Consider the following 24,826-nt stretch of genomic DNA (forward strand, 5'->3'; position numbering starts at 1 on the left):
TCACGACCCCTCCTTTGAGTTCGTTGTCTGCGGGGTCAGGCGGACCACACGCAGGCAACACGAAGTATCACCAGCATCCGCGGCAACCGTCACCATATCGACCCAACCGCGTCCGTCACGCACGATGGCGCCCCACACGTTGCCCTTGATGTCGAGATAGCCGCTCAGAGCAAGTTGCGCCGTGGGCACCTCGCGATAGGCACGCAGCATATCCGCCGCCGCCTCGGTCATCGGTCGGCACTCGGACCATGCGAGACGAACAGCGACGGCATTGTTTGCAGATGAACCCGTTGCAGCGTCCGCTCGCTCGTCGAGTGCTTGCAAGAACGTTTGCGCCGTGACGGCGGCATTCGCATCGTCCGCGTCTCGCGCATCGTCTATTTGAGACGCCGCAGCCGAACCCGATCCCGCATCCGCGGCAGCCCCTAAACGTTGTTGCCGTGCTGCGTTAAGCCCCCAAACCGCCACTGCCACCGCCACGACCGCACAGGTGAGCACCAGCAACGTGCCGACGGGACGGGCGCCCTCTACAGGCTGTTGATGCCCTCGCTGATAGCGCTCCATAAATCTTGGACCTTGCCCTTAAATGCGACGATGGCAATGATGGCAATCACCACGAGCACACCGACTAGGATGGCGTACTCGGTGGTGCCCTGCGCGCTCTCCTCCCGCAGCAGTTCTTCGGCACGCTGGCGAGCGTGAATTGGCTGGCAAAACGCCAAGCTCCAGACCTTGCCAACAACGTCAGTCATCGTATTCATGTATTCCTCCCTACATCATCCCGCCTGCTCCCAGCAGCGGGCCCAATATGGACAGAAGCAACGCCGGCAAGATGAGCGTGCCGGTGGGAATCAGCAGCTTGACCGGCGCACGCTCAATCTCGCGCTCGACCGCGGCGCGATGGGCCGCGCGAATCTCGCGACTTTGGGCCGCCAGCGTCTCGGCAAGCGGGGCACCGAGGGCAAGCGCCTGCCCCGCTGTGATGGCAAAGGTCTCGAGCGCCCGCACATCCAGGTCGCGCGCGGCCGCCAGAAGCTCATCCTCTCGCGTCCCTACGCCCACACGCCATGCCATGCAGGCTCGCTCAAGGCGGAGCGCCAACGTCGATCGGCGATTGGCGCAAAAAACCTCAAGCGCCGCATCGAACGAAAGGCCGGCCGAAAGCCCCAGACGCACCACGTCGATCATCTCGGACACCTCGCCAAGCGACACCTGCGCCGTACCACCCGTGCCGAGCATGCCCCTCAACCGTGCTACCAGGACATCGGTCACCGATCGGGCAGCCGCAACAACCAGCAGCGCCTCGCGTTTGCAGACCTGGGCGATCTTGCATGCGTCCGCACGATTGAGCCCCGTCGCGACAAACACGCTGAGCGCGCACAGGCATGCCGCGACCCCGACCAGGGCGCTCATAGCTCCACCCGCATAATGCGTCGGATGACCACCAGGGCGACGGCGTTGAGGGCAAGTCCCAGTACCACGGCACCGGCACCCGCCGGCGTCGCAAGGCCGCGGCGAAAGTCGGCCGAAAGCAGCGCCAGCACCGCGCACATACCCGCCGGCATCGCCGAGACCATGTGTGCCGACATACGAGCCTGCGATGTCTTGACGTCCAAGCGGCGCTTGAGCTCAATGCGCTCCCCCACCATGCTCGACGCCTCGGACAACAGGTCGGCAAGCGGGGCACCGGTTCGCTGCGACACCTTAAGCGCCAAGGTGACAAGCGAAAGGCCGGGGGCATCGATACGGTCGAGTAGGTCATCCAACGCATCAGTCGCCGAGACGCCGCAGTCGATCGCCCCCGCCACGCGCAAAAACTCGGTATGCACCGGCTCTTGCGCGTGAGTTCCCACAAACCTCATGCCCTGGGCCAGCGAATGACCCGAGGCGAGCGACATAGAGAGCGCCGTAAAGGCCTCGGGCATGGCTTCTTCCACATCGTGTTGCTCGCGGCGACGGTCGAAGGTGTCGCGAGCGGCGCCTACGCCAAACGGCGCGAGCAACCCCAGGACAAAGCCGATGGGCGACAGCGATACGACAGTCAGGGCAATGCCGCAGACACCACTCGATAGCAGCAAGCATGCCAGGCGCGCCTCGTCATCCTCGATAACAAGGCCAACGCGATGTGCTGGAACCAGCGCCGCCCAAGAGCGGGCAATCTTTTTTAGCAGGTCGTTTTCTACCAACTCGCGCGGCAGCTTCTCGGCAACCAACTCAAGCGCATGGCTGACCAGCTCCGCCGGCGGCACGCGCGGCGCACGAGGCTCCGCCCCGCACGCCACCGCGGCAGAAAGTCCTGTCAAACCCCCTACGACGAGGGGCACAACGATCTCCACTCGTCCACCTCCTCTTGCGTGAGCGTTCCCGAGCGCAGGCCCTCTGCGATAAACGGAGGCTCGCGATCGAGCGTCCAGGCGCGCGTGGCGGCATCGAACGTCACGTAGCGCTCAAGCTCCACGCCGCCTGATGTGCCGCGTCGCACCCCCGAATAGGAGGACACGAAACGCCTGCCGTCCGCATGGCGCTCGGACATCACGATGCCGTCGAGCGCCATGGCAATCTGCTCCTCGATAAGCTCGCTCGGCAGGTCGATGCCATAGCGCGCAAGCAGCGTCAAACGCACCACGGTCTCCTGCTCGGTGCCCGCATGAAGCGTGGTGAGCGACCCATCGTGCCCGGTGTTCATGGCCTGCAGCATGTCGCAACATTCCGCACCGCGCACCTCACCCACCACGATGCGGTCGGGACGCATGCGCAGGGCGTTGGTCACCAGGTCGCGGATTGTCACCGCGCCCTCGCCCTCAATTGAAGCCTCACGCGCCTCCAGGCGAACCACATGCGGGTGATGCGCAAACTTGAGCTCGGCGGAGTCCTCGATCGTCACGATGCGCTCGCCGGTGGATATTTCGCACGATAGCGCGTTGAGCAATGTGGTCTTGCCCGACCCCGTGCCACCTGCAACCGCCAAATCCTGACGCAGCGATACCGCGCACGACAGCAGCTGTGCATACCAAAGCGGTAGCGACCCCAGGCCCACAAGCTCGTCCAACGAACAGATGCGGTCTGAAAACTTGCGGATGGTGAGGATCGGCCCATCGATCGCCACAGGCGGAATCACCGCGTTGACGCGATAACCCGTCTTGAGGCGCGCGTTGACGATGGGGCTGCGCTCGTCGATGCGTCTGCCCAGTGGCGAGATGATGCGGTCGATGAGCACGCGGATCTGCTCGTCATCCTCAAACGCATGCTCGATGGGATATAAGACGCCGCCGCGCTCAAAGAAAGCCGATCGGCAGCCGTTGACCATGATCTCGGTGACGGTGTCGTCCTCGATGAGCGGCTGCAGCGGGCCCAGGCCCACCACGTCGTCCAGGATCTCATCGATGATGGTCTCGCGCTCGGGCGTCGCCAGGTCGCCCGGCTCCTCCACGTTGAGCGCCGCCTCCACCGCAGGACGCAATTCCGAGCGGGCGCGCGCCGGATCGATGTATGCGCTAATACGCGCCACCTCGTCATAGCCCATGCGATCCATCACGGCGCGCTTGGTGCGGCGCTTGACGGCACGGTGGCGCCCTGCGTCAACAGGCACTGTCGCCGCGGCCGCGCCGGCCGCCTTAATCCTTGTTTGCAAGCTCATCGCGAATCACCCTCGCGCGACCAGGGAAGACGGATGCGCGGGCGCTCGGTGCGTGTCGCACGGTCGGTGACCATGTCACTCCAGGGACCGACGGCGCAGCCCAACTCCACGAGCATCTTGCGCGTGGCTTCGCGCACGCTGGTGGCAAAAGCGCTGGTCTGGCCCACTGCCTCGTCAGCACGGCCGAACGCCATGAGCGCCGCCAAGTCCTGCCCGCCGTCGGCGATGCGGATCTTGGAACTCAACGCACAGGTAATCTCAAAGCGCATGGCGACATCCTCGTCGGCGCCGCGCGCGCCAAACCGGTTGAACACGGCGCTCATGCGCGTACGCGGCACGCCCACACGGCTCGCCAGCTCGATGACGCGCGCCGCGGACGTCGCAGACGACACCGATGGATCGCCCACGACCAGGCAGCGGTCGCTTGCCGCCACTGCGGCCGCCACGGCGTCGCCCCAAAAGACCGAGGTGTCGACAAGAACCACGTCGGATTCGCGACGCAAGACGTCGAGCAGCAGCTCCACCGGGCGCGCCATGAGCTCAGCCTGTTCGGGCGCGGCGACCGGGCCCCAAAGCGTGACGCCCGGAGCCACACGCATCGAGGCGGCCACGATGTCCGATTCGGCAAGTGCGCCCGCAGCCGATGGCTCGATAAGCGTCGCCATGTCATGCGGGGCATCGGCACCCAACAGGTCGTAGAGGTTTCCAAACATCAGGTCCAAATCGAGCACGGCAGCACGCAGGCCCAGCAGCGACGCCGCGTGCGCCATGGCGGCGACGATTGTCGACTTGCCGCAACCGCCCGAACCCGAGACGACGCAGACAACCGGGGCTCGATGCGACGGAGCGGCGGCATCCGCTGGCGACGCGGGGGCAGGCGACGCGGGCACGGACGGCAACGCCCCCGTCTCCCCGGCAGCGCTCATATGCTGCGCCCAAGCCGGTATGGCAGGTTGCTCGGTCTGCGGAACCGAGTCTGGAGACTTCACGGTCGCATCGACACGCACGCTGTCGCTCCCGGCAAGCCCCTCCACCTCGTCGAGTTCATCGACCAGGCTTACGCCATGCACGTATCCCATATCTACAGCTAAAAGATCCTCGCCATACGGCACCGGCTCTCCGACTTCATCGTATGCAAGGGGGTCCCGGGGACACCGACCATGCTCGGCTTCCGCTTTTCCACAATCATCAACACGCGGGCCTCTTGTAGCGCGAGGCGCCCCGGGTTCCCTATCAACAAAAGCATCGGGCTCAATCGTCAGACACCGGTCGTAATCAACCGTTCCCTCGCCCGCGCGCCCGTTGCCGCATATGCTGCGCGCAGCGATAACCTCGGTCGCCCCCGCGCGAAACAGCCTCTCGATATCCGAAGGATCGAGCGTCTCTATCAGTACGACCACGCGACTCACGCGGCCCTCGGCCGTCAGACGCGCAACGGTCTTTCGCACGTCTTCGGCATCGAACAGGGCTGCCGCGATAATCGCCGCCCCGCGGCGCGACGGAAACGCCCGCGCCATGGACACCAGCCCATCCAGGTCGCCCACGCGAAGCACCTGCGCGCCCGCATCGCGGCCCTCGACTTCCCGCTGCAGCAATCCGTAATCACCGCACGCGCAGCATGCAAGCCAGATCGCCTTCATCACTCGTCGCCTCCGCTCTTTTTGCCGCGCACCGTGGCGGGGATCGTCAAACTGACCGTCCCCTTACCCGAGGCCCCCAGCAATTCCTTAACGTCTTCGGGGTCGGCCGCCAGAGTCACCCATTCGATCTTGCCTTCGCGCGTGGCGCCGGCCACTTCGCTGGTATCGATCACGCGCGCGCCGCACAGCCGATCGGTCACGCCGTCCTTTTGCACGTACACGTCCACGTAGCTGCCCACGCCCGTGGCGCCCCCGACCGAATGCTCGGCATCGACCGCCACCGAAACGGCGACCTTGCCTTTGGGCACCTCGAGCGTGTGGCTTTCGGCCTTGGTGTAGACATCGCAAATCACGGCATTTTTAGGGATGCGCGAGGTCGTCACGTCACCGCGCACCTGGCGCAGCTCGGTCGCCGCATCGCGCGGCAGCAGGCTCACCAGCCATTCCTGGGTTATGACATTGGTCTCGTCGAGGGTCTCGCCCGCATCGATATCACGCGCCGCGACGCACACCTCGACGCGATCGCCGCCGTACTTGGCCAGTGTCTCGGCCTGGGCCTGCTCTGCCTGCGAGCGAATCGATGACGCGTAAACCATACAGAGCAGCGCGGCGAGCACGCCCGCGATCAGACTGATGGCGATGCGCTTGCTCTTGTTCACGGCCGCTCCTCTCAAGGTAGCACCGGGCGGATGCCCGTACCACCATTGTCCGAGCGAGCAAGCGGCAAAACAACGCGATCGCAATCTTGGTTTTGAGTGTCAAACCAATTGCCGACCAAAAGCTGACCGGCCCGTCAAGCTCGTGGCAAGGTTTTTGTCAGCACGTCGGATAAATGCACGTTTAGGGGCGCATCGGCAATAAAAAAGCCGCCTCCCGCACCATTGGGAGACGGCTGTCATAGATAGATTCAATTACAGATGAACATCGGGATCGAGCATCTGAGCACTCACGCGCATGGATGACGCCAAGTTTTGGAACGTCTCCAAACGCAGGCTGTCGATCCGCCCGGCACCCTCGGCCTCGCGAACGGCACAGCCCGGTTCGTGAGTATGTGTGCAGTCGGCAAACCGGCACGCACGCGACGCCTCGACAATCTCGGGAAACGCGCGTGCCAAGCCCCGCTCATGCCCCACGAGCGGCAGACTGCGCAGGCCCGGCGCGTCAGCAATAACGCCGGCTTCGCCCGGCAGCGCCACCATCACGCGCGCGACCGTGGTGTGGCGACCCTGGTCATCGCGCTCACGTACGCCGCCGGTCGCCAACGTATCGTGACCCAGCAGCGCGTTAAGCAGCGTCGACTTGCCAGCACCCGATTCACCCAAGATCATGGCGCAGCTCCCGGCGGGCACGCAGGCGCGCACCTCGTCCAGGCCACGACCCTCGGCAGAGGACGTCACGATCACGCGCACGTCCGGACCCACCAAGCGGTGCACACGGTCCAGATCGCGCTCGAGCTCATCGGCGTCGCAGCGGTCGGCCTTGGTGAGTACCACCACCGGCTCGGCATCGCAGTCGAGTGCCAACACCAGCGAGCGCGCCACGCGGTCGAGCAGTACCTCGCCGGCGCCGAGCGCCTGCACGATCAGCACGCTATCCACGTTGGAGCAAAGCACCTGACGCTCGCCGCGAGCGCGTCCGCGCCAGCGCTCAAAACTCGTGCGGCGTGGCAGCACGCACTCGATCACGCCCATGTCGTGCCCGGGCGCACGACGCACCGCCACGCGGTCGCCCACGGCGGGCAGCAGAACCTCGTCCTCGCCACGCGACTTGGCAAACCCCACGGCATGCTCGGCACGAAAGGTGTCATCGGCAGTCGCCACCAGTGGAAACCCACGATCCAGGCGCACCACGGCACCAAGCTGCATCTGCTCGGGCTCCTCGGCCCGAGCACAAAAATCATCGAAGGCAGCCCGCTGAGCATCATCGACCGGCAGATCGTCGAACGCCGGAACATCCTGCAGCGCATCGAGTCCCGGCACGCTTGCCAGCAGCTCCTCGGCAGACGCGGGAGCTTCGGTCGCAAGCTTCCGACGACGATCGCGCTTAGCCCGCGCCCCCGTCGTCTTTTTCTTCGCCTTAGCCTTCGCCTTGCCCACAAGCGCCTCCCAGCACCACAAATCACAACTGAGCAGGTATTTTACCCACAAAAAAGAGCTGGTCGAGCAAACGCTCGACCAGCTCACATACTTTCCCTTAGCCAATGGTCCCGAGAGGTTATCCGAAGGCCCGCCCGCCGGGAGGGGTTTCTTCTGAGCGATCCCGCAGCGCGAAGCGCGAGGACCAGCGAAGAAGAAACCCCGCAGGCGGTCGGACCGGTGGGAAGGTTGACCTTTCGACCTACTCCTTCTCGACCGCGCGCATGATCGCCTTGTAGATCTCCATCAGCGGGATGATCAGGAAGGCAAGGCCCAGCGCGGCGATAACGCCCTTGAGCTCAAGCGTCACGGGGCCAAAGAACATCTCGGCAAGCGTCGGCTGCACGGTTACGATCACCGTCAGCACCAGCGCCAGCGCGGCAGAGGCCCACAGCCACTTGTTCTGCTTCTTCATGCTAAACAGCGACGCACGACGGCTGCGCATATTGAAGCAGTGGAAAATCTCGACCATGTTGAGCGTGATGAAAGCCATCATCACGCCTTCCTCGTCGGCATTGCCGGCGATCATATCGGCGATGTGGATGTAGCCCATGTCAAAGTACACGCCCACAAAGAAGCTCGCCAGCACCAGCACAGTGATGATCAAGCCCTGGACCACGCAGTCCAGGCCCATATTGCCGGCAAAGACACCATCCTTGGCGTTGCGCGGCTTGCGCTTCATGATGTCGCCCTCGGCATCCTCCATGCCCAGCGCGAGCGCGGGGAAGCAGTCGGTGACCAGGTTCACCCACAGCAGCTGCACCGGCTGGAAGATGGTGAAGCCGATGAGCGTGGCGATAAACACCGAGAACACCTCGGCAAGGTTAGCCGAAAGCAGGAACTGGATGACCTTGCGGATGTTGTCGTAGATGCGACGGCCCTCTTCGCAGGCACCGATGATGGTGGCGAAGTTGTCGTCGGCGAGCACCATGTCGGCGACGTTCTTGGTGACGTCGGTGCCGGTGATGCCCATGCCAACGCCGATGTCGGCGCGCTTGATGGACGGGGCATCGTTGACGCCGTCGCCCGTCATGGCCACGATCTGGTCACGCGACTTCCAAGCCTCGACGATGCGGGTCTTGTGCTCGGGCTGGACGCGAGCGTACACGCCGTAGTCCTCGATGTGCGCGTCGAGCTCCTCGTCGCTCATGCGATCAAGATCGACACCGGTGATGGCATGGCTGCGATCGGTGACGATTCCCAGCTGTTTGGCAATGGCCACGGCGGTGTCGATATGGTCACCCGTGATCATGACGGTACGAATACCGGCATCGTGGGCCTCGCGGATGGCGTCGGCGACCTCGGGGCGGACAGGATCAATCATGCCGGATAGGCCGCAGAAGACCAGGTCGTGCTCGAGCGCAGCGGGGCTGCAGTCGCTCGGGACCTCGGTGTAAGTGCGGCTTGCCAGCGCCAGCACGCGCAGGGCCTCGTCGGCCATGGCCTTGTTGGCGGCCACGAGCTCGGCGCGACGCTCCTCGGTCAGCGGGACGACCTTTTCGCCCTCGTAGATATGGGTGCACAGGCCGATCACCACGTCGGGCGCGCCCTTGGTGTACTGCTCGTACTCGCCGTCCAGGGTCTCGACGACCACAGACATCATCTTACGGCCCGAGTCGAACGGGGCCTCGCCCACGCGCGGGTGCTCGGCAGTCAGGCCGGTGAGGCCCGCCTTGCCGGCATCGTTGACGAGCGCACACTCAGTCGGCTCGCCCACGGCCTCGCCCAACTCCTCGTCCCACTGGGCATCGGAGCACAGTGCCATACCGGCCAGGAACTTCTCCTTGGGCGCAGCGAGCTCGTGCTTGACGACGGTCATCTTGTTCTGGGTAAGGGTGCCGGTCTTGTCGGAGCAGATGGTCTGCGTGCAGCCGAGGGTCTCGACGGCAGAAAGCTTGCGGATAATCGCCTGGCGCTTGGCCATCTTGGTCACGCCGAGCGACAGCACGATGGTCACGACGGCGACCAGGCCCTCGGGGATGGCAGCGACGGCGAGCGAGACAGCGACCATAAAGGTGTCGAGCAGGGCGGTCGGGTCGGTAAGGACGTTGCCCACGCCGTGGCGGAGGATGTCAACGCCAAAGATCACGACGCAGATGATAATCACCATGATGGTGAGGATGCGGCTGAGCTCGGCGAGCTTCACTTGCAGCGGCGTGAGCTCTTCCTTGGCCTCGGCCAGGGCGCCGGCAATCTTGCCCATCTCGGTGTCCATGCCGGTGCCGACCACGACGGCGCGACCACGGCCGTACACAACGGTGGAACCCATATAGCACATGTTCTTGCGGTCGCCGAGCGGCACGTCATCGGTGCCCGCGGCGAGCTCGATCACGTTGGTATGCTTCTCGACGGGCACGGACTCGCCGGTAAGGGCGGCCTCTTCGATCTTCATCGTGGCGCTCTCGAGGACGCGGCAGTCGGCCGGAACGGAGTCGCCCGCCTCGAGCATGATCACGTCACCGGGCACGAGCTCGGCGCTCGGCAGGTGCACGAGCTTGCCGTCGCGCAGTACCTTGGACTGCGCCGCGCTCATCTCCTGCAGGGCCTCGAGGGCTTCTTCGCTCTTGGCTTCCTGGACCACGCCCAGCACCGAGTTGACGATAACGACGAACATGATAATGACGACATCGGCAAAGTCGGGCTCGCCCTTGACCATGCCCGTGAGCGCACTGATGACGGCGGCAACGATCAGCATGATGACCATGGGATCGGCCATCTGCTCAAAGAAACGCTTCCACAGCGGCGTCTTCTCGGCTTCCTCGAGCTTGTTAGGGCCTGTCTTAGCGAGGCGCGACGACGCCTCGTCGTCGCTCAGGCCGAGGTTCTCATCGACACCCTGGTCGCTGAGCACCTCCGCCGCGGCGGACAGGTATTCCTTTTGCATATAGAGTCCCCTCCTGGGATTCGGGCCACTCAGCAGATTGATGCCCGATCATAATTCCCAGGAGAAGGGCAAGGGCTCATCAAGGCTGCCGTGCTGAGCGGCAGTTGATAGTGGAGCTATGGTACCCCAAAGCAACGCGTCTAGCCAAAACAATCCATTTGGAAATATGGTCCATAAGCAACGGTGCAGGCCGTGTGATGCTCAACATTGATAAAACGTTTTTTCTTCGGCGCATCATCAAACTGAAATATCGCCCAGATAACAGCGGTTAGAACGGTTGGTAAAGTTTTTGCATATACCGTTTTTCCGCAAAAAATGAACTTCTAATTCGGCATACGGTCGATTTTTTGGGGTATTCGGTCGGCATTTCGTTATAATCAACACGGTTTTATTTCTTATGGTTTATCTATCAGCGCAAGACGATGTCAGATGGAGGTCTGAATGTACAAGCGCACTAAGATTGTATGCACCATGGGTCCCGCCTGCGATAGCGACGAGACCATCCGCGAGATGATCAAGGCGGGCATGAACGTCGCCCGTTTTAACTTCTCGCACGGATCCTACGACGAGCACCACGGTCGCATCGAGCGCGTCCGTCGTATTTCCAAGGAGCTCGGTATGCCCGTCGGCATCCTGCTCGACACCAAGGGCCCCGAGGTCCGCACCGGCCTTCTGGTCAATGGCAAGAAGGTTGCCGTCAAGACCGGCGACAAGATCGTCGTCACCGCTCAGCCCACGACCGAGGATTTCCACGGCACCGCTGAGCACATCTCCCTCGACTACCTGGCTCTGCCCTCCGAGGTCGAGAAGGGCTCCCTCATCCTGATCGATGACGGCCTGGTTGCCCTCGAGGTCGAGTCCGTCGACGGCCAGGACATGACCTGCGTCGTCAAGAACGACGGCCTGATCGGCGAGCGCAAGGGCGTCAACATGCCCAACGTCAACATCTCGCTGCCCGCTATCACCGAGCGCGATCGTCAGGACATCCTCTTTGGCCTGACCGAGAACATCGACTACATCGCCGCTTCCTTCATCCGTGACGGCGAGTCCGTCCGCGGCATCCGCGAGCTTTGCCGCGAGAACGGTGGCGAGCACGTGACGATCTTCCCGAAGATCGAGTGCGCCCTGGGCGTCGAGAACTTCGACGAGATCCTCGAGGCTTCCGACGGCATCATGGTTGCCCGTGGCGACCTGGGCATCGAGATCAAGCCCGAGCTCGTTCCCCACATCCAGAAGGAGATCATCGCCAAGTGCAACGCGGCCTACAAGCCCGTTATCACCGCTACGCAGATGCTCGACTCCATGCAGCAGAACCCGCGCCCGACGCGCGCCGAGGTTGCCGACGTTGCTAACGCCATCTACGACGGCACCGACGCCGTTATGCTCTCTGGCGAGTCCGCTGCCGGTAAGTACCCGGTCGAGGCCGTTAAGATGCAGGCCAGCATTGCTCTCGAGACCGAAAAGTACCTCCCGGCTCACGCTCCGCTCGAGGTTCCGGCCGATGCCCACGGCACCCGTGTTGTCAACAACGTTGTGGGTATGTCCGCTGTGAACATGGCTACCACCGTTGGCGCCAAGTGCATCACCGTGCCGACGACCACCGGCCGCACCGCTCGCCTGATCTCGCACTTCCGTCCCAACATGCCGATCTGCGCGTTCTCCCGCCACGAGTGGGCCGTCCAGCAGATGATCATGTACTGGGGCGTTATCCCGCACCAGGCCGAGATTACCCAGGGCACCGTCAACGGCACGATCGTCAAGGCGATCGAGACCGCTAAGGAGCTCGGCTACGTCGAGGCCGGAGACCTGACCGTCGCTACCGCTGGCGATCCCCGCATGAGCGTCCAGCTCGAGGACAAGGTCTCCTCGACCAACGTCGCTTACGTCGCTCAGGTGCGCTAAGTCGTACTTGCAAGCACACTTGCATTGCAAAGGGCCCGGAAGGCAAAGCCTTCCGGGCCCTTTTTCTATGCCAATGCCGGCGCACAGCAAAACACGCACTCATTTCTTTACCAAAAGTGCGAAATCCACCCTTCGAGGCCCAATGAATAAAGTCCCAAGCGCTAAAAGTGTTCGCCCGGTGGCAAACCCACACCTTAACCGACGCTGATAAATCGTTTTAGCAAGAGCCAGATCGACCTGGTTTTCGGAAGTGCGGGGAAAAATTGCTTACCTCCGAGTACAAGCCCTTTTATTTCAACAAAACCCCTGATAAAGTTCGCTCAAATACCGCTTGTGGTTTGCCTGTTTGTCTTTTTCCCCGCACTTCCGAAACCGATAGCTTTTCTAGCCCAAACTACGCTCAAACGATCGGATCGCCATGTCATTTCTTGCCTGCGGACCCACGGCTTTTCAGTACTATCGCATCCCGCCCCAGATACTGGGACTCTATCCGGCAATCCTGCCGCCCGACCATGACCATCGCTTGGTACACTACTCAAAACAACCAGTATTTAAAGACTTGCTCGGCACACCAGTTTGGAGATTCGTGGGCGAAAGAAAACAGCGCGCGAACGGAAAGCTATTTCATAGCCGTCTGCTAACCCAAGAGCCGCCTCCTGGGTCGTTTAGGCAGACTGAGCATGGGTTTGATGTCACTTCACCGGAGTTCACGCTGCTCAGCCTTGCCACGCAGGTCTCACGCAGCCAGTTACTCATGGCTTGCTACGAGATGTGCGGCTCCTTTGCAGTGTTTAAGCCCTGCGAGCGAACGCAACAACAACTCGATGAAGCTATTTCGCTTAAGCTCATTCCGCCCAGCTGCGGCTGGGAGCGAGCTAACGACACCAAGGGCAATGACACCAACTTGTGGAAGCGCACGCCGCTTCTTACCGCAGCGGATATCGCCGCGTTCGCCAAGCAGGCCGCAGGCCTGCGCGGCGTTAAGCAGCTCCGCTGGGCCGCCGAACGCATGACAGGACAGACCGCCTCGCCCTTTGAAGTCCAGACGTCAATTCTCATCTCGCTCCCCCGCGATGAGGGCGGCCTGGGCATCGACATCACCAATAACGCGCGCATCCCGCTCAGCGAAGCCGCGCGTTCGCTGTATGACAAAACCTGCTGCTACGCCGATATCCTCATCGAAAGCGCCACCGACAGCATGGGCGTCATCCTTGAATGCCAAGGCCGCTCCGCCCACGACAGCGAAGCCGCGAGCCTCTCCGATGCCGAGCGCGCCACCGCACTCACAAGCATGGGCTACGACGTCATCCAAATTACCTATGACCAGATCAAGGAGAAGAAGAGCTTCAACCACATAGCCGAGCTCATCCATAAAAAGGCTGGGCTTCCCTACACCCCAAAGACTAAACAGGAGCGCACTGCCGAAGATGCCCTGCGGCAAGAGCTACTTGTCGATTGGGTTGAGCTATTCACTGCCGGGCCGGCCAGCTAGCAGCTAGCAATCAGGGGCAGCGCAGACACATCGGGCGATTCGACACGGGCGGCAAAACCCGCCTCGGTTAGCTCGACGACCTCGGTAAACGTTGCATCGAAAAACTCCTCGGTTAGCAAGCGATACGGCGGATGATCGGGCTCGCCGGGGTTTTCGCGCACAATCTCGTGCATGACGCCAATGGTCTTGAGCACATACTCTTGCGGAATCGAATACTGACCAAACTGGGCCGCCGCGGTATAGAGGCGATCGGTCGCACGCGGGATAGAAACGATGCCGAGCGTCTTGCCAAACCAGTCAAAGTCGCCTTGCTTTTTAATGCGGAATTCCTCGCACGGCTTGCCGCCGTGCGCCTCCAGGTACTGGTTCACGCGGGTGTTCCACACGGTATCGGCCACGAGGTGAGACCAAACGCCCAGCGTCAGATCGAGCAGCGACTGCGCCACGTCATCGGGCGCGAGCGAAAGCTCACTAGCACCGGGACCGGCAACCGGCTCGGCGTCCTTGTAACGTTGGGGATAATGTACACGATTGAGTCGCTCACGCTCCTCGACAATCGAGGTCGCGGCAGCCGGCGTACCAACAGGCGCCCCTTTGAGCAACGGTGCCACATAGGTATCCCAGAACTCATGCTCACGAGGCTTGGGGATAGGCTCGGGCTTTGCAAAGTGCGTAATGCGGTACGGGATGGGATCGGCGATGCCAGGGACCATATAGCCCACGAAGATATCCGGAACCACGCAGCCAAACAAAAAGGCATTGCGGTCGCGCACGCTATTGGCAAGCGCACCGGTGCGCTCCAGCAAACGCTCCGTCTGAGCGATATGAATGTTCCAGCTTGGCATAGCCACCCCCATAAAAACCTGGATAACTATACCATCACGGCAAAGCCGCGCGGGCGGCTACGCACGCTCTACGCAGCAACTATTCCGCAGCGCCGCTCTCGGTTCCATACGACGACACCGGCGCCTCAACCACATGGTGATATCGATCGATATAGATGGCGCGGGCACCCAGGCGCCGCACCAAATCCTGATGGTGTGTGCTCATCAAGACCGTCTTGCCGGCAGCAACATAGGCCAGTAGAAAGTTGACCACGATGTCGCACGAGTCCTCGTCAAGTCCGTTGGTGGGCTCGTCGAGCACCAGGATATCCGGGTTCATCGACACCACCGCAGCCAGCGCAACGCGCTTCTTTTGCCCGCCCGAGAGCTGATAGGGAGAGACGTCGGCAAGATCGGCAACCTGGAACAGCTCCATGGCATCGCGGACGCGGCGCTCGAGCTCGTCTGCCGGCAGCCCCATTTGAGCCGGGCCAAACGCGACTTCCTCGCCGACCGTGGCACAAAAGAGCTGCGCATCGGCGTTTTGGAACACAAAGCCCACGCGCTGATGGAACCGCTGGGCCGTCGCGGAATCCTTGAGATATGCGGCATCGACCGCATACCCGTCGAACAGGTACGCACCCGCGTCCGCAAGCTCAAGGCCGTTGATAAGACGCATGATCGTCGTCTTGCCGCAGCCGTTAGGACCAAGCAGAGCAACGAGCTCCCCACGGTTCACCTGCAATGAAACGCCGTCGACCACCGTATGACCCGCATAGGAAAACACCACGTCGCGAAACTCGATGAGCGGCGTGACCTCGGCGCCGGCAACACCGCTCACACCCATCGCGTTATTCGTATCGTTTGCCAAAACGTCGCCCTTCCCTACTCACATCGACGGTTCGACCGTCCGCGCTACAACATCGCGCACAACACGGCGAGCAACGTCACAACGGCCGCGTAAGCCGCATCGCGCCAGCCAAAGCCGCTCCGTGCAGGCGCCGGATACACGCCGGCAAAGCCGCGGCAGAGCATGGCCTCGTCCATCGCGCGGCTGCATTCCATCGCCTTGATAAACGTCATGCCCATGATACCCGCCAGCGAGTCGGTGCGCGAAAAACCCGCAGGCGCGGAACCGACGCTGCGCAGCATGACCGATTCGCACAGATCGTGCGCCGTGCGTCCCAGCACCTCGATATGCTTGAGTGCCATATCAAAGGTAAAGATAACCTCGTCGGGCAGGTGCAGCATCTTAAGCGCCGCCGACATGCGGCTCCAGGTGAGCGTCCACGAAACGCCCAGTACCAGCGACACATTAATAAACGTCTTGAGCGCGATCTTGAGCATGGCGCCCGCGGCAGAAGCGCCCAGCAGCAGGGCAGGCAGCGCCAGAACCACGGCAAGCCCCGCGGCAGCCAACGCCGGCACAAAAGTCGCCCGCAGTCCGCGCACCGGGCGCACCGCGACCAGCACCAGCGCGATAGCCGCCATCAGCATCAGGTACAGCGGGCGCTGCGTCAGACACACGCACAGGACGCAAACGAACATCCCCACCAGGCGCACCGGAGCCGAAACGGAAGAAAGGGCGCGGTCGATCATCGACCCGCCCTCGTGTGCGCCGCCGCCTAGGCGAACCCGCTCAAGCAGGCTCGCCAGGTGCAGGACGTTCTTTTGCATCACGCGATGCCGAGCCCCCACGGGCTCATATCGCTCCTCGGCCGCAAGCCAACTAGGCAGCTCGACCATCTGCATGCGCTCAGTTTTCCTTAACCGTCAGCGAGATCAGGCGGAATACGATGGTGAGCACCGCCACGCCAATCACGCCCGAAAGGATATACATGGCAGCCTGGCCGCCAAAGCCAAGGCCCTGTTCCTCGGAATAGACCTGCAGGTAATCACCCGTGGGCAGCGCGTCGGCAAAGGTCGGAGCATCGAGGCCGACCGAAGCCTGCAGGCTGTTGTCGCCAGCCTCCTGAACGGCGGTCGCGGCGCCCTCGGCGTCCCACTCACCCCAGGCGTCACCGGTGGCAAGCAAGCCGAGCGGCGTAGCCACGACAAGCACGGCAACCAAGATGAGCGTGGGGATCAGCGAGGTCTTCTTGGCGGTTGCGCCCTCGGACTCCAGCAGGCCGTCGGAAGCCTCGGGGCCGACGATAAAGCTCGGCGCCGTCTTCTTGATAAAGCCGTAGATAGCGGCGGTCGCCACGCCCTCGACCACACCGGCTACCAGCATATGCGGGATCAGCATGGCCGGAATGGAAACGGACAGCGGGAAGGGGCAGTACAGCGGAGCACCCGAGGCGTTGGTGAAGAGCATCGGCTGAATACCAAACTCGATTGCCGCGCACAGGGCCGCCAGGCACAGGCCGACCCAGCCGCTTACGATGGCCGAAACCGAGATGCCCCAGCTCTTGTCGTGCAAACGGCTGTTGAGCGCACGGAACACGATAGCAGCGGCAAACGGCAGCACGAAGGCCATGTTAAAGCAGTTGGCGCCAAAGGACAGGATGCCGCCGTCGCCAAACAGCAGCGCCTGCAGCGCCAGCGCGACCGAGACGGCAATGGCAGCAGCCTCGGGGCCTAGCAGCAGCGCGATGAGCGCGCCACCAACGGCGTGACCAGTGGTACCGCCGGGCAGCGGCACGTTGAACATCATGAGCAAGAAGGAGAATGCGGCGCAGATGCCCAGGAACGCCATGTGCTCGCGATCGAGCGTGGCGCGCACCTTCTTGATGCAGTGAACCCAAACGGGCACCATTGCCACCGCCATGACGGCATCGGTCTGCGGAGACAGATAATTATCTGGAATGTGCATGTACGCCTCCCGGTTATCGGCGCACGGAATTGCAACGCCGCTTAAATCACCTTAAGAGTGTTACGTATTGTTAGATTCGTAACACGCCGCGGGCTATCATAGCAAAACGGCGCACTGCCGACAAAGCAGCACGCCGTTATGTAATGCGCGTGTCATATATGCAGGCTCAGCGGTGTCTCATACCGAGCATAGCGGTCACGTAGGACTCAGCAGCAGCCACAGCTGACCTATACCCAGCGCAAATCCTAGCCGCGGACCTCGCCGTTTACGCCCTTGCACACCTTGGTGACGATCTTCTGGTGCGCCTTCTCGACCTCTTCGCTGGTGAGCGTGTGGTCGTCGGAGCGATACGTAAGCGCGAAGGCCATGGACTTTTTGCCCACGCCCACGCGGACCGGATCGCGATAGACGTCGAACAGACGCACGCCCTCGAGCAGCTTGCCGCCGGCGCTGGTAATGCGGCGCTCAAGATCCTCGCAGGTCACGGAGTTATCGACCACGATAGCCAGATCGTGCTCAACAGCCGGATACTGCGAGAACTCGCGGTAGTTCTCCTGATTGCGGGCGCCCTTGATCAGCTTGTCCAGGTCGAGCTCAAAGGCAACGACGACCTCATCGATGCCCATCGCCTCGCGCGCCTCGGGGTGGATCTCGCCGACCCAGCCCAGCACGGTACCGCCGGACAGAACCTCGGCGGCGCGACCCAGCTGCAAGAAGGCATAGCCCTCGCCCTCGGCGGGACGGAAGCGGACCTTCTCGATACGCAGCTGGGCGAGCAGCTCCTCGACAATGCCCTTGCCAAAGAAGAAACGCAGCTTGCGGTACTTCATGCTCCAAGACTGCTCGCTCCACTGGCCCGAGAGCACGCCCGCCACGGACTTGGTCTCCTTGGGCAGGCTGGCATTCTCGCGGCCGTGGAACAGGCTGCCGACCTCGTACAGGTGCACGTTGGGCGTGCCGTGGGCCTCGTTATAGGCCACGGATTGCAGCAGGCCCGGCAGCAGCGAGCGACGCATCTCGGTCTGCTCGGCCACCAGCGGATTCATGAGCACCACGGGGCAGCCGCGGCCCTCGGTGGACATGCCGATCTTCTCCAGGTCGCCCGGGGCGGCAAAGCCAAAGGTCGTGGTCTCGTTGAGGCCGCAGGCGCGCAGGATCTCGCCGACCTTGCGGGTGAGCTTCTGCTCGCGGGTCAGACCGCCGATGTGGTTCTTGGCGGCCGGGATGGTCGCCGTCACGCGGCCCATGCCCCACAGGCGCAGGACCTCCTCAATCAGATCGATCTCGCGCGGCAGGTCGGGGCGGAAGCTCGGCGGAGTGACCATAAAGTCCTCGCCGTCGCGCTCGACGGTGCAGCCCAGGCGGGTGAGCGAACGCTCGATAAAGTCGGGCTCGATGTCGGCGCCGCAGATGGCATGCACGCGGGCCAGGCGCAGCTTGATGCTGTCGATGGTCTTGGGCGCGGGGAACACGTCGACGTAGCCGGGAGCGACCTCGCCGCCGGCGATCTCCTCGATCAGCGCGCAGGTAACGTTGGCGACATCCACGCAGCCGGTCTCATCGACCTGGCGCTCAAAACGGATGGAGGCGTCGGAGATCAGCGACAGATCGCGGCTGGTGTGCGAGGTGCGACCGGCGTTGAAGCAGGCACTCTCGACCATCACGTCGACGGTGTCATCCTCGATCTCGGAATCCATGCCGCCCATAACGCCGGCCAGCGCCACGGGACGCTCGCCGTCGGTGATGAGGCCCATGCCGGCGTCGAGCGTGCGCTCCTCGCCGTCGAGGGTCGTGAACTTCTCGTCCTGTTGGGCGGCGCGAACCACCACGCGGCGATGGCCATCGCGTTCGGCAAAGGTATCCAGGTCAAAGGCATGCAGCGGCTGACCGGTGAGCATCATCACATAGTTGGTGATGTCGACGATGTTGTTGTGCGGACGCACGCCCAGGGCGTTGAGGCGCTTGACCATCCAGTCGGGCGAGGGACCGACCTTCACGTTGCGCACGATGCGGGCGACATAGCGGTCGCACAGGCCCTCGTCGGCAATCTCGACCGAAAGCTCGTCGTCGGTCGCGCGGCCAGTCTCCGCCTTGATGGCGGGCAGCTCAACATGGAAATCGCGGTCGAAGATGGCACCGGTCTCGCGGGCCATGCCAATCATGGACAGGCAGTCGGGACGGTTGGGCGTGATCTCGCAGTCGAGCACGGTATCGCTCGAGCCCACGTACTCGGCAAACGGCATGCCGCAGGGCGTATCCTCGGGCAGGATCATGATGCCGGAGTGATCGCCGCCCAGGCCGAGCTCGCGCGCAGAGCAGTTCATGCCCATGGACACGACGCCGCGAAGCTTGCTCTTCTTGATCTTAACGTCGCCGGGAAGCACAGCACCGATCATGGCCGTGACGATGTGGTCGCCGGCCTCAAAGTTCTGCGCGCCGCAGACGATCTGCAGCGGGGCGGGGTTGCCGTCGGCGTCGAGGTTCTTGTCGCCCACGTCGACCGAGCACACATACATGTGGTCGCTATCGGGGTGCGGGGTCTTGGTGAGCACCTTGGCAGTCACCACGTGGTCGAAGGACTCGCCCACGGTGTCGATCGCCTCGACCTCGGTGCCGGTACGGATATATTCGTCCGAAAGGGTCTTGGGATCCTCCGGAATATCGATCATGGTCTTGAGCCAGTCGTAAGAAACACGCATCTAGCTCTCCTTTCATACTGAAAGCCTGCGAAGAGATGCAGGTGGAAACTTCAACTTTGTGAACATTCCTTACAAAGCGAGGGTTGTCCAAGTGCGACAGATCGGCCCGAAAGAGGAGCGCCGCGTACTTTGGTACGCAAGCGACGAATGAGCGCCGAGGTGCCGTGCTTGGGCAAGCCGCAGCCTAGAACTGATTCAGGAAACGCATATCGCCTGTCATCAACGTACGCAGGTCGGGCAGGTCGTAGCGCAGGGCCGCGACGCGCTCGGCGCCAATGCCAAAGGCGAAGCCGGTGTACTTCTCGGGATCGATGCCGCAGTTGATCAGGACGTTGGGGTCGACCATGCCGCAGCCCAAGATCTCGATCCAGCCGCTGTGCTTGCAGAAGTTGCAGCCCTTGCCGCCGCAGACGTGGCAGCTCACGTCCACCTCGCAGCTCGGCTCGGTGAAGGGGAAGAAGTGCGGGCGATAACGCGTCTTGCGGTCCTCGCCAAACATGCACTTAACAAAGTAGTCGAGCGTGCCCTTAAGATCGCCAAAGGTGATGCCCTCGTCGACGACCAGGCCCTCGATCTGGTTGAACTGCGGCAGGTGGCAGGCGTCGGCCGTGTCGGGACGGTAGACGGTGCCCGGGCAGATCATGTAGATGGGCGGCTTCTGCGACTCCATGGTGTGGATCTGCACGCCCGAGGTCTGGGTGCGCAGCAGCACGTCGGACTCACCGTGGGCGTGAGCCTCGGGGTGCGCGACGCTGCCGGGGTTGTTGTCGACCACGTAGAAGGTATCGCGGGCCGAGCGGCTCGGGTGATCCATGGGGGCGTTGAGCGCGGTGAAGTTGTAGTAGGAGGTGTCGACCATGGGGCCGGACTCGACGGTGTAGCCAATGCCGCAGAAGATGTCCTCGGCCTCCTCGATGATCTGCTTGATCAGGTGCTGGTGACCGATCTGCGGACGGATGCCCGGCAGCGTGATGTCGACGGCCTCGTGCTCGAGTGCGTGCTTGAGGGCGGCGGCCTTCATCTCGGTGGTGCGCTCGTCGAGCATGCCCTCGATCAGCTGGCGCATCTCGTTGGCGCGCTTGCCCATCACGGGACGATCCTCGGGGGCGAGCTTGCCCATCATGCGCATCAGGCCGGTGATGCGACCCTTGCGACCGAGCAGCTCAACGCGCGCAGCCTCGAGCTTGGCGGCGTCGTCGGCGCCTGCGACGAGCTCCTTGGCCTCTTCCTCGAGTTTGACCAGATCATCAATCAGACTCATGTCTTCCCTTTCGTCTCTCGCGCATTCGCTTGCCAGGGCGACCAATGCCGCTTGGCGTTGCGAAAACGCGGCCCGGTTCGGTAACAAAAAACCGTCCTCGGGCATGTGCATTGCCCAAGGACGGTTGAATTCCGCGGTACCACCTTGTTTGACCCGACGGATGTCTGGCCCGCCGCGCCCACTCTTTGCCCCTTGTCGCGAGGCTCACGGCTTCCCTACTGGGGACATCGCCGCCGCTGGCCGCGCGCCCGTTGAGGTCGCTGCTCGGGAGTGAACGCTTGGCCCTTGTCACCGCAGGAAGGCTTGCAGCCCATGACCTTCCCTCTCTTGCCGGCGACGCGGCGGGCAAAACCCTCTCCGTCAACGCATTGGGCTACAGGATACCACATTGTTTGGGTGTATCGCCGCGTTCCGTTTTGTTCGTGCTGGGTACAAGGCAGGTAGCTGTGCAAACTGGCCGCGCCGCCGCGTGCGACGGGCGACCTGCGAGATCAAGGATATGGTATGGGAAAGAAGCACGATAAGAAGGCCGAGCCCGCAGCGGGCAAGACGCCCAAAGGCATGAAGGTCGATAAGGCCGTCAAAAAATTCCGCAAGCTCGAGGGCAAGCTGTGGACCCGCGAGTACCTGCTCAAGATTGCCGAGTTTGACGGCGCGACCATTGCCCCCGCCCATGGCGCCGCAGCGCGCGCCGACGCCATGGGCACCCTTGCCGGCGAGCATCATAAGCTCCTGACCAGCGAAAAGTCTGTCGAACTTGTGCGCTCGCTGGCACGCGAAACCGTCGCCGGCGGCAAGATCGACGACCCGCAGCTGCTCGACGAGATCCGCGTACTCGGCCGCGACCAGCGCGAAGCGAGCGTCATTCCCACCGAGGAGGCCGAGGCCTGGACCAGGCTCACCTGCGAGGCCGACGCCGTGTGGCACAAGGCCAAGACGGCCAATGACTGGGCGAGCTTTGAGCCCTATGTGGATAGAATCGTCGGCCAGCTTAAGCATCAGGCCGAGCTCATGGACCCCAAGCGCGACCCATACGATGTTTGGCTTGACCAGTACGAGCGCGGCCTTTCCGCCAAGAGCTTCGATGCGTTTTGCGATGAGGTCAAGGCGACGGTCGTGCCGCTCGTGCACGCCATCGGCGAGCGCAGCCAGCAGCCCGCTGCCGACTTTTTGCACGCCCGTGTGCCCGAGGCCGCCCAGCGCGCCATGAGCCTCGACCTTATGAAGCTCGTCGGCCTGGACCTGAACGACACCACGCTTGCCTTTACCGAGCACCCGTTTAGCGAGGGCTTTGCCGTGGGCGACGCGCGCATCGCGACGCACATCTATGAGGACGACTGCATCTCCAACGTCTACAGCATCATCCACGAGGCCGGTCACACCATGTATGAGCTGGGCGTGAACCCCGCCTATGCTCGCACCTGCCTGGAGGGCGGCACCTCCATGGGCATCCACGAGAGCCAGAGCCGCTTCTTTGAGAACACCGTGGGTCGCAGCCGCGCCTTTATGGGACCGCTGCTCGAGGTGCTGCGCCGCCACGCGCCCGAGGTCTACGGCAACGTGGACGAGGACGCGCTCTACCGCGCCGTGAACATCGCGCAGCCGTCGTTGATCCGCACCGAGGCGGACGAGCTCACCTATCCGCTGCATATTATGGTGCGTTACCAGATTGAGCGCATGCTGTTTGCCGGCGAGGCCACGGCCAAGGATATCCCCGCGCTTTGGAATCGCTTTATGAACGAGTACCTGGGCATTCCCGTTCCCGACGACACGCACGGCTGCCTGCAGGATACGCACTGGAGCGGCGGCTCGTTTGGCTACTTCCCCACCTATGCGCTGGGTAGCGCCTACGACGCCATGTTTGTGCCGGCCATGTGCCGCGACGGCGTCGACCTCAATGGCGCCTGTGCGAGCGGCGATTTGGCGCCCGTTCGCGCCTGGCTGGGCGAGCACATTTGGCAGTGGGGCCGCGCCAAAGACGCGCCGGAGCTCATCAAGGGCGCCTGCGGCATGGACTTTGACGCCCGCTACTACTGCAGCTACCTGCAGGACAAGTTCACCACGCTGTACCAGCTGTAAAGCTTAGGCAACACGTCAACGCAAAGGGGGCGCCGCGGGATCTATCCCGCGGCGCCCCCTTTTTCACCTAGTCATTGGGGACGTTTGCAGCGTCGAGCAGTTACGCGGTTTGGTAAAACCGCGTAACTATAGAGCTTCCAGCGCCGCGGCGATGCGCTTCATGGCGACGTCGGCAGCTGCCTGGTCGGGAGCTTCGGCCAAAACGCGGATCACCGACTCGGTTCCGCTCTTGCGCACCAGTACGCGGCCCTCGCCTGCCAGCGCGGCCTCGGCCTCGGCGATGGCGTTCTGCACGCCCATGTTCTCGAGCGCGGCGTCCTTGTCCGCCACGTGCACGGCCACCTGCGCCTGCGGCAGCAGCTTGCACGGAGCCGTGAGCTGCGAGAGCGTCTCGCGCTCGGCACGAATCACTTCCATCACGCGCAGCGAGGTCATAATGCCGTCGCCCGTGCGCTCGATATCGCCAAAGATCGTATGGCCCGTCTGCTCGCCGCCCAGGCTGTAGCCGCCCTCGCGCATCTTGGCATACACGTGACGGTCGCCCACGCCGCTGGTCACGGCACTCAGGCCGGCAAGCTCCAGCGACTTGACCAGGCCAAAGTTGCTGGCGATCGTCGGCACCACGGTACCGCCCGAAAGGCGACCGTGCTTGTTCAGGTACACGCCGCACACGTACAGGATCTGGTCGCCATCGACCACGCGGCCGCGCTCGTCCACGGCCAGGCAGCGGTCGGCATCGCCGTCGTAGGCAAAGCCCACGTCCAGGCCCTGCTCCACCACATGGCGCTGTAGGCGCTCCATATGCGTGGAGCCGCAGTCGACGTTGATGTTAAAGCCGTCGGGCGCGGCATTGATCACACGCACGTCGGCGCCCAGCGCGTCGAACACCGGCTTGGCCACCGAGGACGCCGAGCCGTTGGCGCAGTCGAGACCGATCTTAACGCCCTGCAGCGAAAAGTTCGCACTTGCAATGAGCGAGGCAATGTAGCGGTTGCGGCCCTGCATGTAGTCCACCGTGGCGCCAATGTGGTTGCCCGTAGCCAGCGGCACCTCGCTCTTGCCATCGATATAGTCCTCGATGAGCTCCAGCACGTCCTCATCCATCTTAAAGCCGTCGCTGTTGACGAGCTTAATGCCGTTATCGCAAAACGGGTTGTGGCTCGCACTGATCATGATGCCGCAATCGAAGCAGCCCTCCACGGTCTGATGCGCCACGCCCGGCGTCGGGATCACATGCAACATGTAGGCGTCCGCACCGCTCGCGACCAGGCCACTCACCAGCGCCGCCTCGAACATATAGCTCGAGCGACGTGTGTCCTTACCCACAATCACGCGTGCCTTGCACTCGCGGTTGGCACCGTAATACCAACCCACAAAACGGCCAATCTTATAAGCGTGCTCTACCGTCAGCCCAACGTTGGCCTCACCGCGAAAGCCGTCGGTGCCAAAGTACTTCAT

At 62.9% G+C, this 24,826-nt stretch carries 19 protein-coding genes; 3 read left to right on the forward strand and 16 right to left on the reverse strand.

The genetic code is table 11. The features are described 5' to 3' along the window. The 9 genes from AAAX73_RS00110 to AAAX73_RS00150 all read right to left on the reverse strand — a co-directional run bounded on the left by AAAX73_RS00110 (position 1) and on the right by AAAX73_RS00150 (position 10,296). Positions 1-564, reverse strand: a complete 564-nt coding sequence (locus tag AAAX73_RS00110) for a hypothetical protein (protein WP_349124670.1) — start codon at positions 562-564, stop codon at positions 1-3. Beyond that, positions 528-761 carry a hypothetical protein gene (locus AAAX73_RS00115; protein ID WP_349124671.1) on the reverse strand — a complete coding sequence of 78 codons (234 nt, stop codon included), beginning with the start codon at positions 759-761 and terminating at the stop codon, positions 528-530. Before AAAX73_RS00115 ends, AAAX73_RS00110 begins: the two co-directional genes overlap by 37 nt. Before the next feature lie 10 nt (positions 762-771). Next, the gene (locus AAAX73_RS00120) at positions 772-1,413 is read right to left on the reverse strand and encodes a type II secretion system F family protein (protein WP_349124672.1); all 642 of its coding nucleotides are present in this window, start codon (positions 1,411-1,413) and stop codon (positions 772-774) included. Continuing rightward, on the reverse strand, positions 1,410-2,336 hold the full coding sequence (locus AAAX73_RS00125; protein WP_349124673.1) for a type II secretion system F family protein: 927 nt from the start codon (positions 2,334-2,336) through the stop codon (positions 1,410-1,412). Before AAAX73_RS00125 ends, AAAX73_RS00120 begins: the two co-directional genes overlap by 4 nt. After that, a complete protein-coding gene (locus tag AAAX73_RS00130) occupies positions 2,309-3,637 on the reverse strand; it encodes a CpaF family protein (protein WP_349124674.1) in 1,329 nt (442 codons plus the stop codon). Before AAAX73_RS00130 ends, AAAX73_RS00125 begins: the two co-directional genes overlap by 28 nt. After that, the gene (locus AAAX73_RS00135; RefSeq protein ID WP_349124675.1) at positions 3,634-5,277 is read right to left on the reverse strand and encodes a P-loop NTPase; all 1,644 of its coding nucleotides are present in this window, start codon (positions 5,275-5,277) and stop codon (positions 3,634-3,636) included. Before AAAX73_RS00135 ends, AAAX73_RS00130 begins: the two co-directional genes overlap by 4 nt. Further along, on the reverse strand, positions 5,277-5,936 hold the full coding sequence (cpaB, locus tag AAAX73_RS00140) for a Flp pilus assembly protein CpaB (protein ID WP_349124676.1): 660 nt from the start codon (positions 5,934-5,936) through the stop codon (positions 5,277-5,279). Before cpaB ends, AAAX73_RS00135 begins: the two co-directional genes overlap by 1 nt. A 252-nt stretch (positions 5,937-6,188) precedes the next feature. Further along, a complete protein-coding gene (rsgA, locus tag AAAX73_RS00145; RefSeq protein ID WP_349124866.1) occupies positions 6,189-7,268 on the reverse strand; it encodes a ribosome small subunit-dependent GTPase A in 1,080 nt (359 codons plus the stop codon). A 346-nt stretch (positions 7,269-7,614) separates the two neighbouring features. Further along, entirely contained in the window at positions 7,615-10,296 is a 2,682-nt protein-coding gene (locus AAAX73_RS00150; protein WP_118080788.1) for a cation-translocating P-type ATPase, read from the reverse strand. 441 nt (positions 10,297-10,737) lie between these two features. Here AAAX73_RS00150 and pyk point away from each other — a divergent pair, with 441 nt between their 5' ends. Next, positions 10,738-12,198, forward strand: coding sequence for a pyruvate kinase (pyk, locus tag AAAX73_RS00155; protein ID WP_349124677.1), 1,461 nt, complete (start codon positions 10,738-10,740; stop codon positions 12,196-12,198). Between the two features lie 586 nt (positions 12,199-12,784). Next, positions 12,785-13,690 (forward strand): hypothetical protein, encoded by a 906-nt coding sequence (locus AAAX73_RS00160; protein WP_349124678.1) that lies wholly within the window; start codon positions 12,785-12,787, stop codon positions 13,688-13,690. On the opposite strand, the gene AAAX73_RS00165 is transcribed toward AAAX73_RS00160, so the two are convergent. The 6 genes from AAAX73_RS00165 to pheS all read right to left on the reverse strand — a co-directional run bounded on the left by AAAX73_RS00165 (position 13,687) and on the right by pheS (position 21,289). Beyond that, positions 13,687-14,535 (reverse strand): hypothetical protein, encoded by an 849-nt coding sequence (locus tag AAAX73_RS00165; protein ID WP_349124679.1) that lies wholly within the window; start codon positions 14,533-14,535, stop codon positions 13,687-13,689. The genes AAAX73_RS00160 and AAAX73_RS00165 overlap by 4 nt on opposite strands. A 79-nt stretch (positions 14,536-14,614) precedes the next feature. Beyond that, complete coding sequence (locus tag AAAX73_RS00170; protein ID WP_349124680.1) at positions 14,615-15,385, reverse strand: ABC transporter ATP-binding protein; 771 nt, start codon at positions 15,383-15,385, stop codon at positions 14,615-14,617. A gap of 44 nt (positions 15,386-15,429) precedes the next feature. After that, positions 15,430-16,266, reverse strand: coding sequence for an energy-coupling factor transporter transmembrane component T (locus AAAX73_RS00175; RefSeq protein ID WP_349124681.1), 837 nt, complete (start codon positions 16,264-16,266; stop codon positions 15,430-15,432). A 4-nt stretch (positions 16,267-16,270) separates the two neighbouring features. Then, a complete protein-coding gene (gene cbiM / locus AAAX73_RS00180; RefSeq protein WP_349124682.1) occupies positions 16,271-17,329 on the reverse strand; it encodes a cobalt transporter CbiM in 1,059 nt (352 codons plus the stop codon). A 245-nt stretch (positions 17,330-17,574) separates the two neighbouring features. After that, on the reverse strand, positions 17,575-20,028 hold the full coding sequence (gene pheT, locus AAAX73_RS00185; protein WP_349124683.1) for a phenylalanine--tRNA ligase subunit beta: 2,454 nt from the start codon (positions 20,026-20,028) through the stop codon (positions 17,575-17,577). Between the two features lie 184 nt (positions 20,029-20,212). Then, positions 20,213-21,289, reverse strand: a complete 1,077-nt coding sequence (pheS, locus tag AAAX73_RS00190; RefSeq protein ID WP_040359117.1) for a phenylalanine--tRNA ligase subunit alpha — start codon at positions 21,287-21,289, stop codon at positions 20,213-20,215. Between the two features lie 504 nt (positions 21,290-21,793). Here pheS and AAAX73_RS00195 point away from each other — a divergent pair. Then, the gene (locus AAAX73_RS00195) at positions 21,794-23,368 is read left to right on the forward strand and encodes a carboxypeptidase M32 (RefSeq protein ID WP_349124684.1); all 1,575 of its coding nucleotides are present in this window, start codon (positions 21,794-21,796) and stop codon (positions 23,366-23,368) included. Between the two features lie 126 nt (positions 23,369-23,494). On the opposite strand, the gene glmM is transcribed toward AAAX73_RS00195, so the two are convergent. Beyond that, positions 23,495-24,826 (reverse strand): phosphoglucosamine mutase, encoded by a 1,332-nt coding sequence (gene glmM, locus AAAX73_RS00200; protein WP_349124685.1) that lies wholly within the window; start codon positions 24,824-24,826, stop codon positions 23,495-23,497.

Origin of the sequence: Collinsella sp. CLA-ER-H9 (assembly GCF_040092295.1) — a bacterium.
In the GTDB taxonomy this organism is placed as follows: Bacteria; Actinomycetota; Coriobacteriia; order Coriobacteriales; family Coriobacteriaceae; genus Collinsella.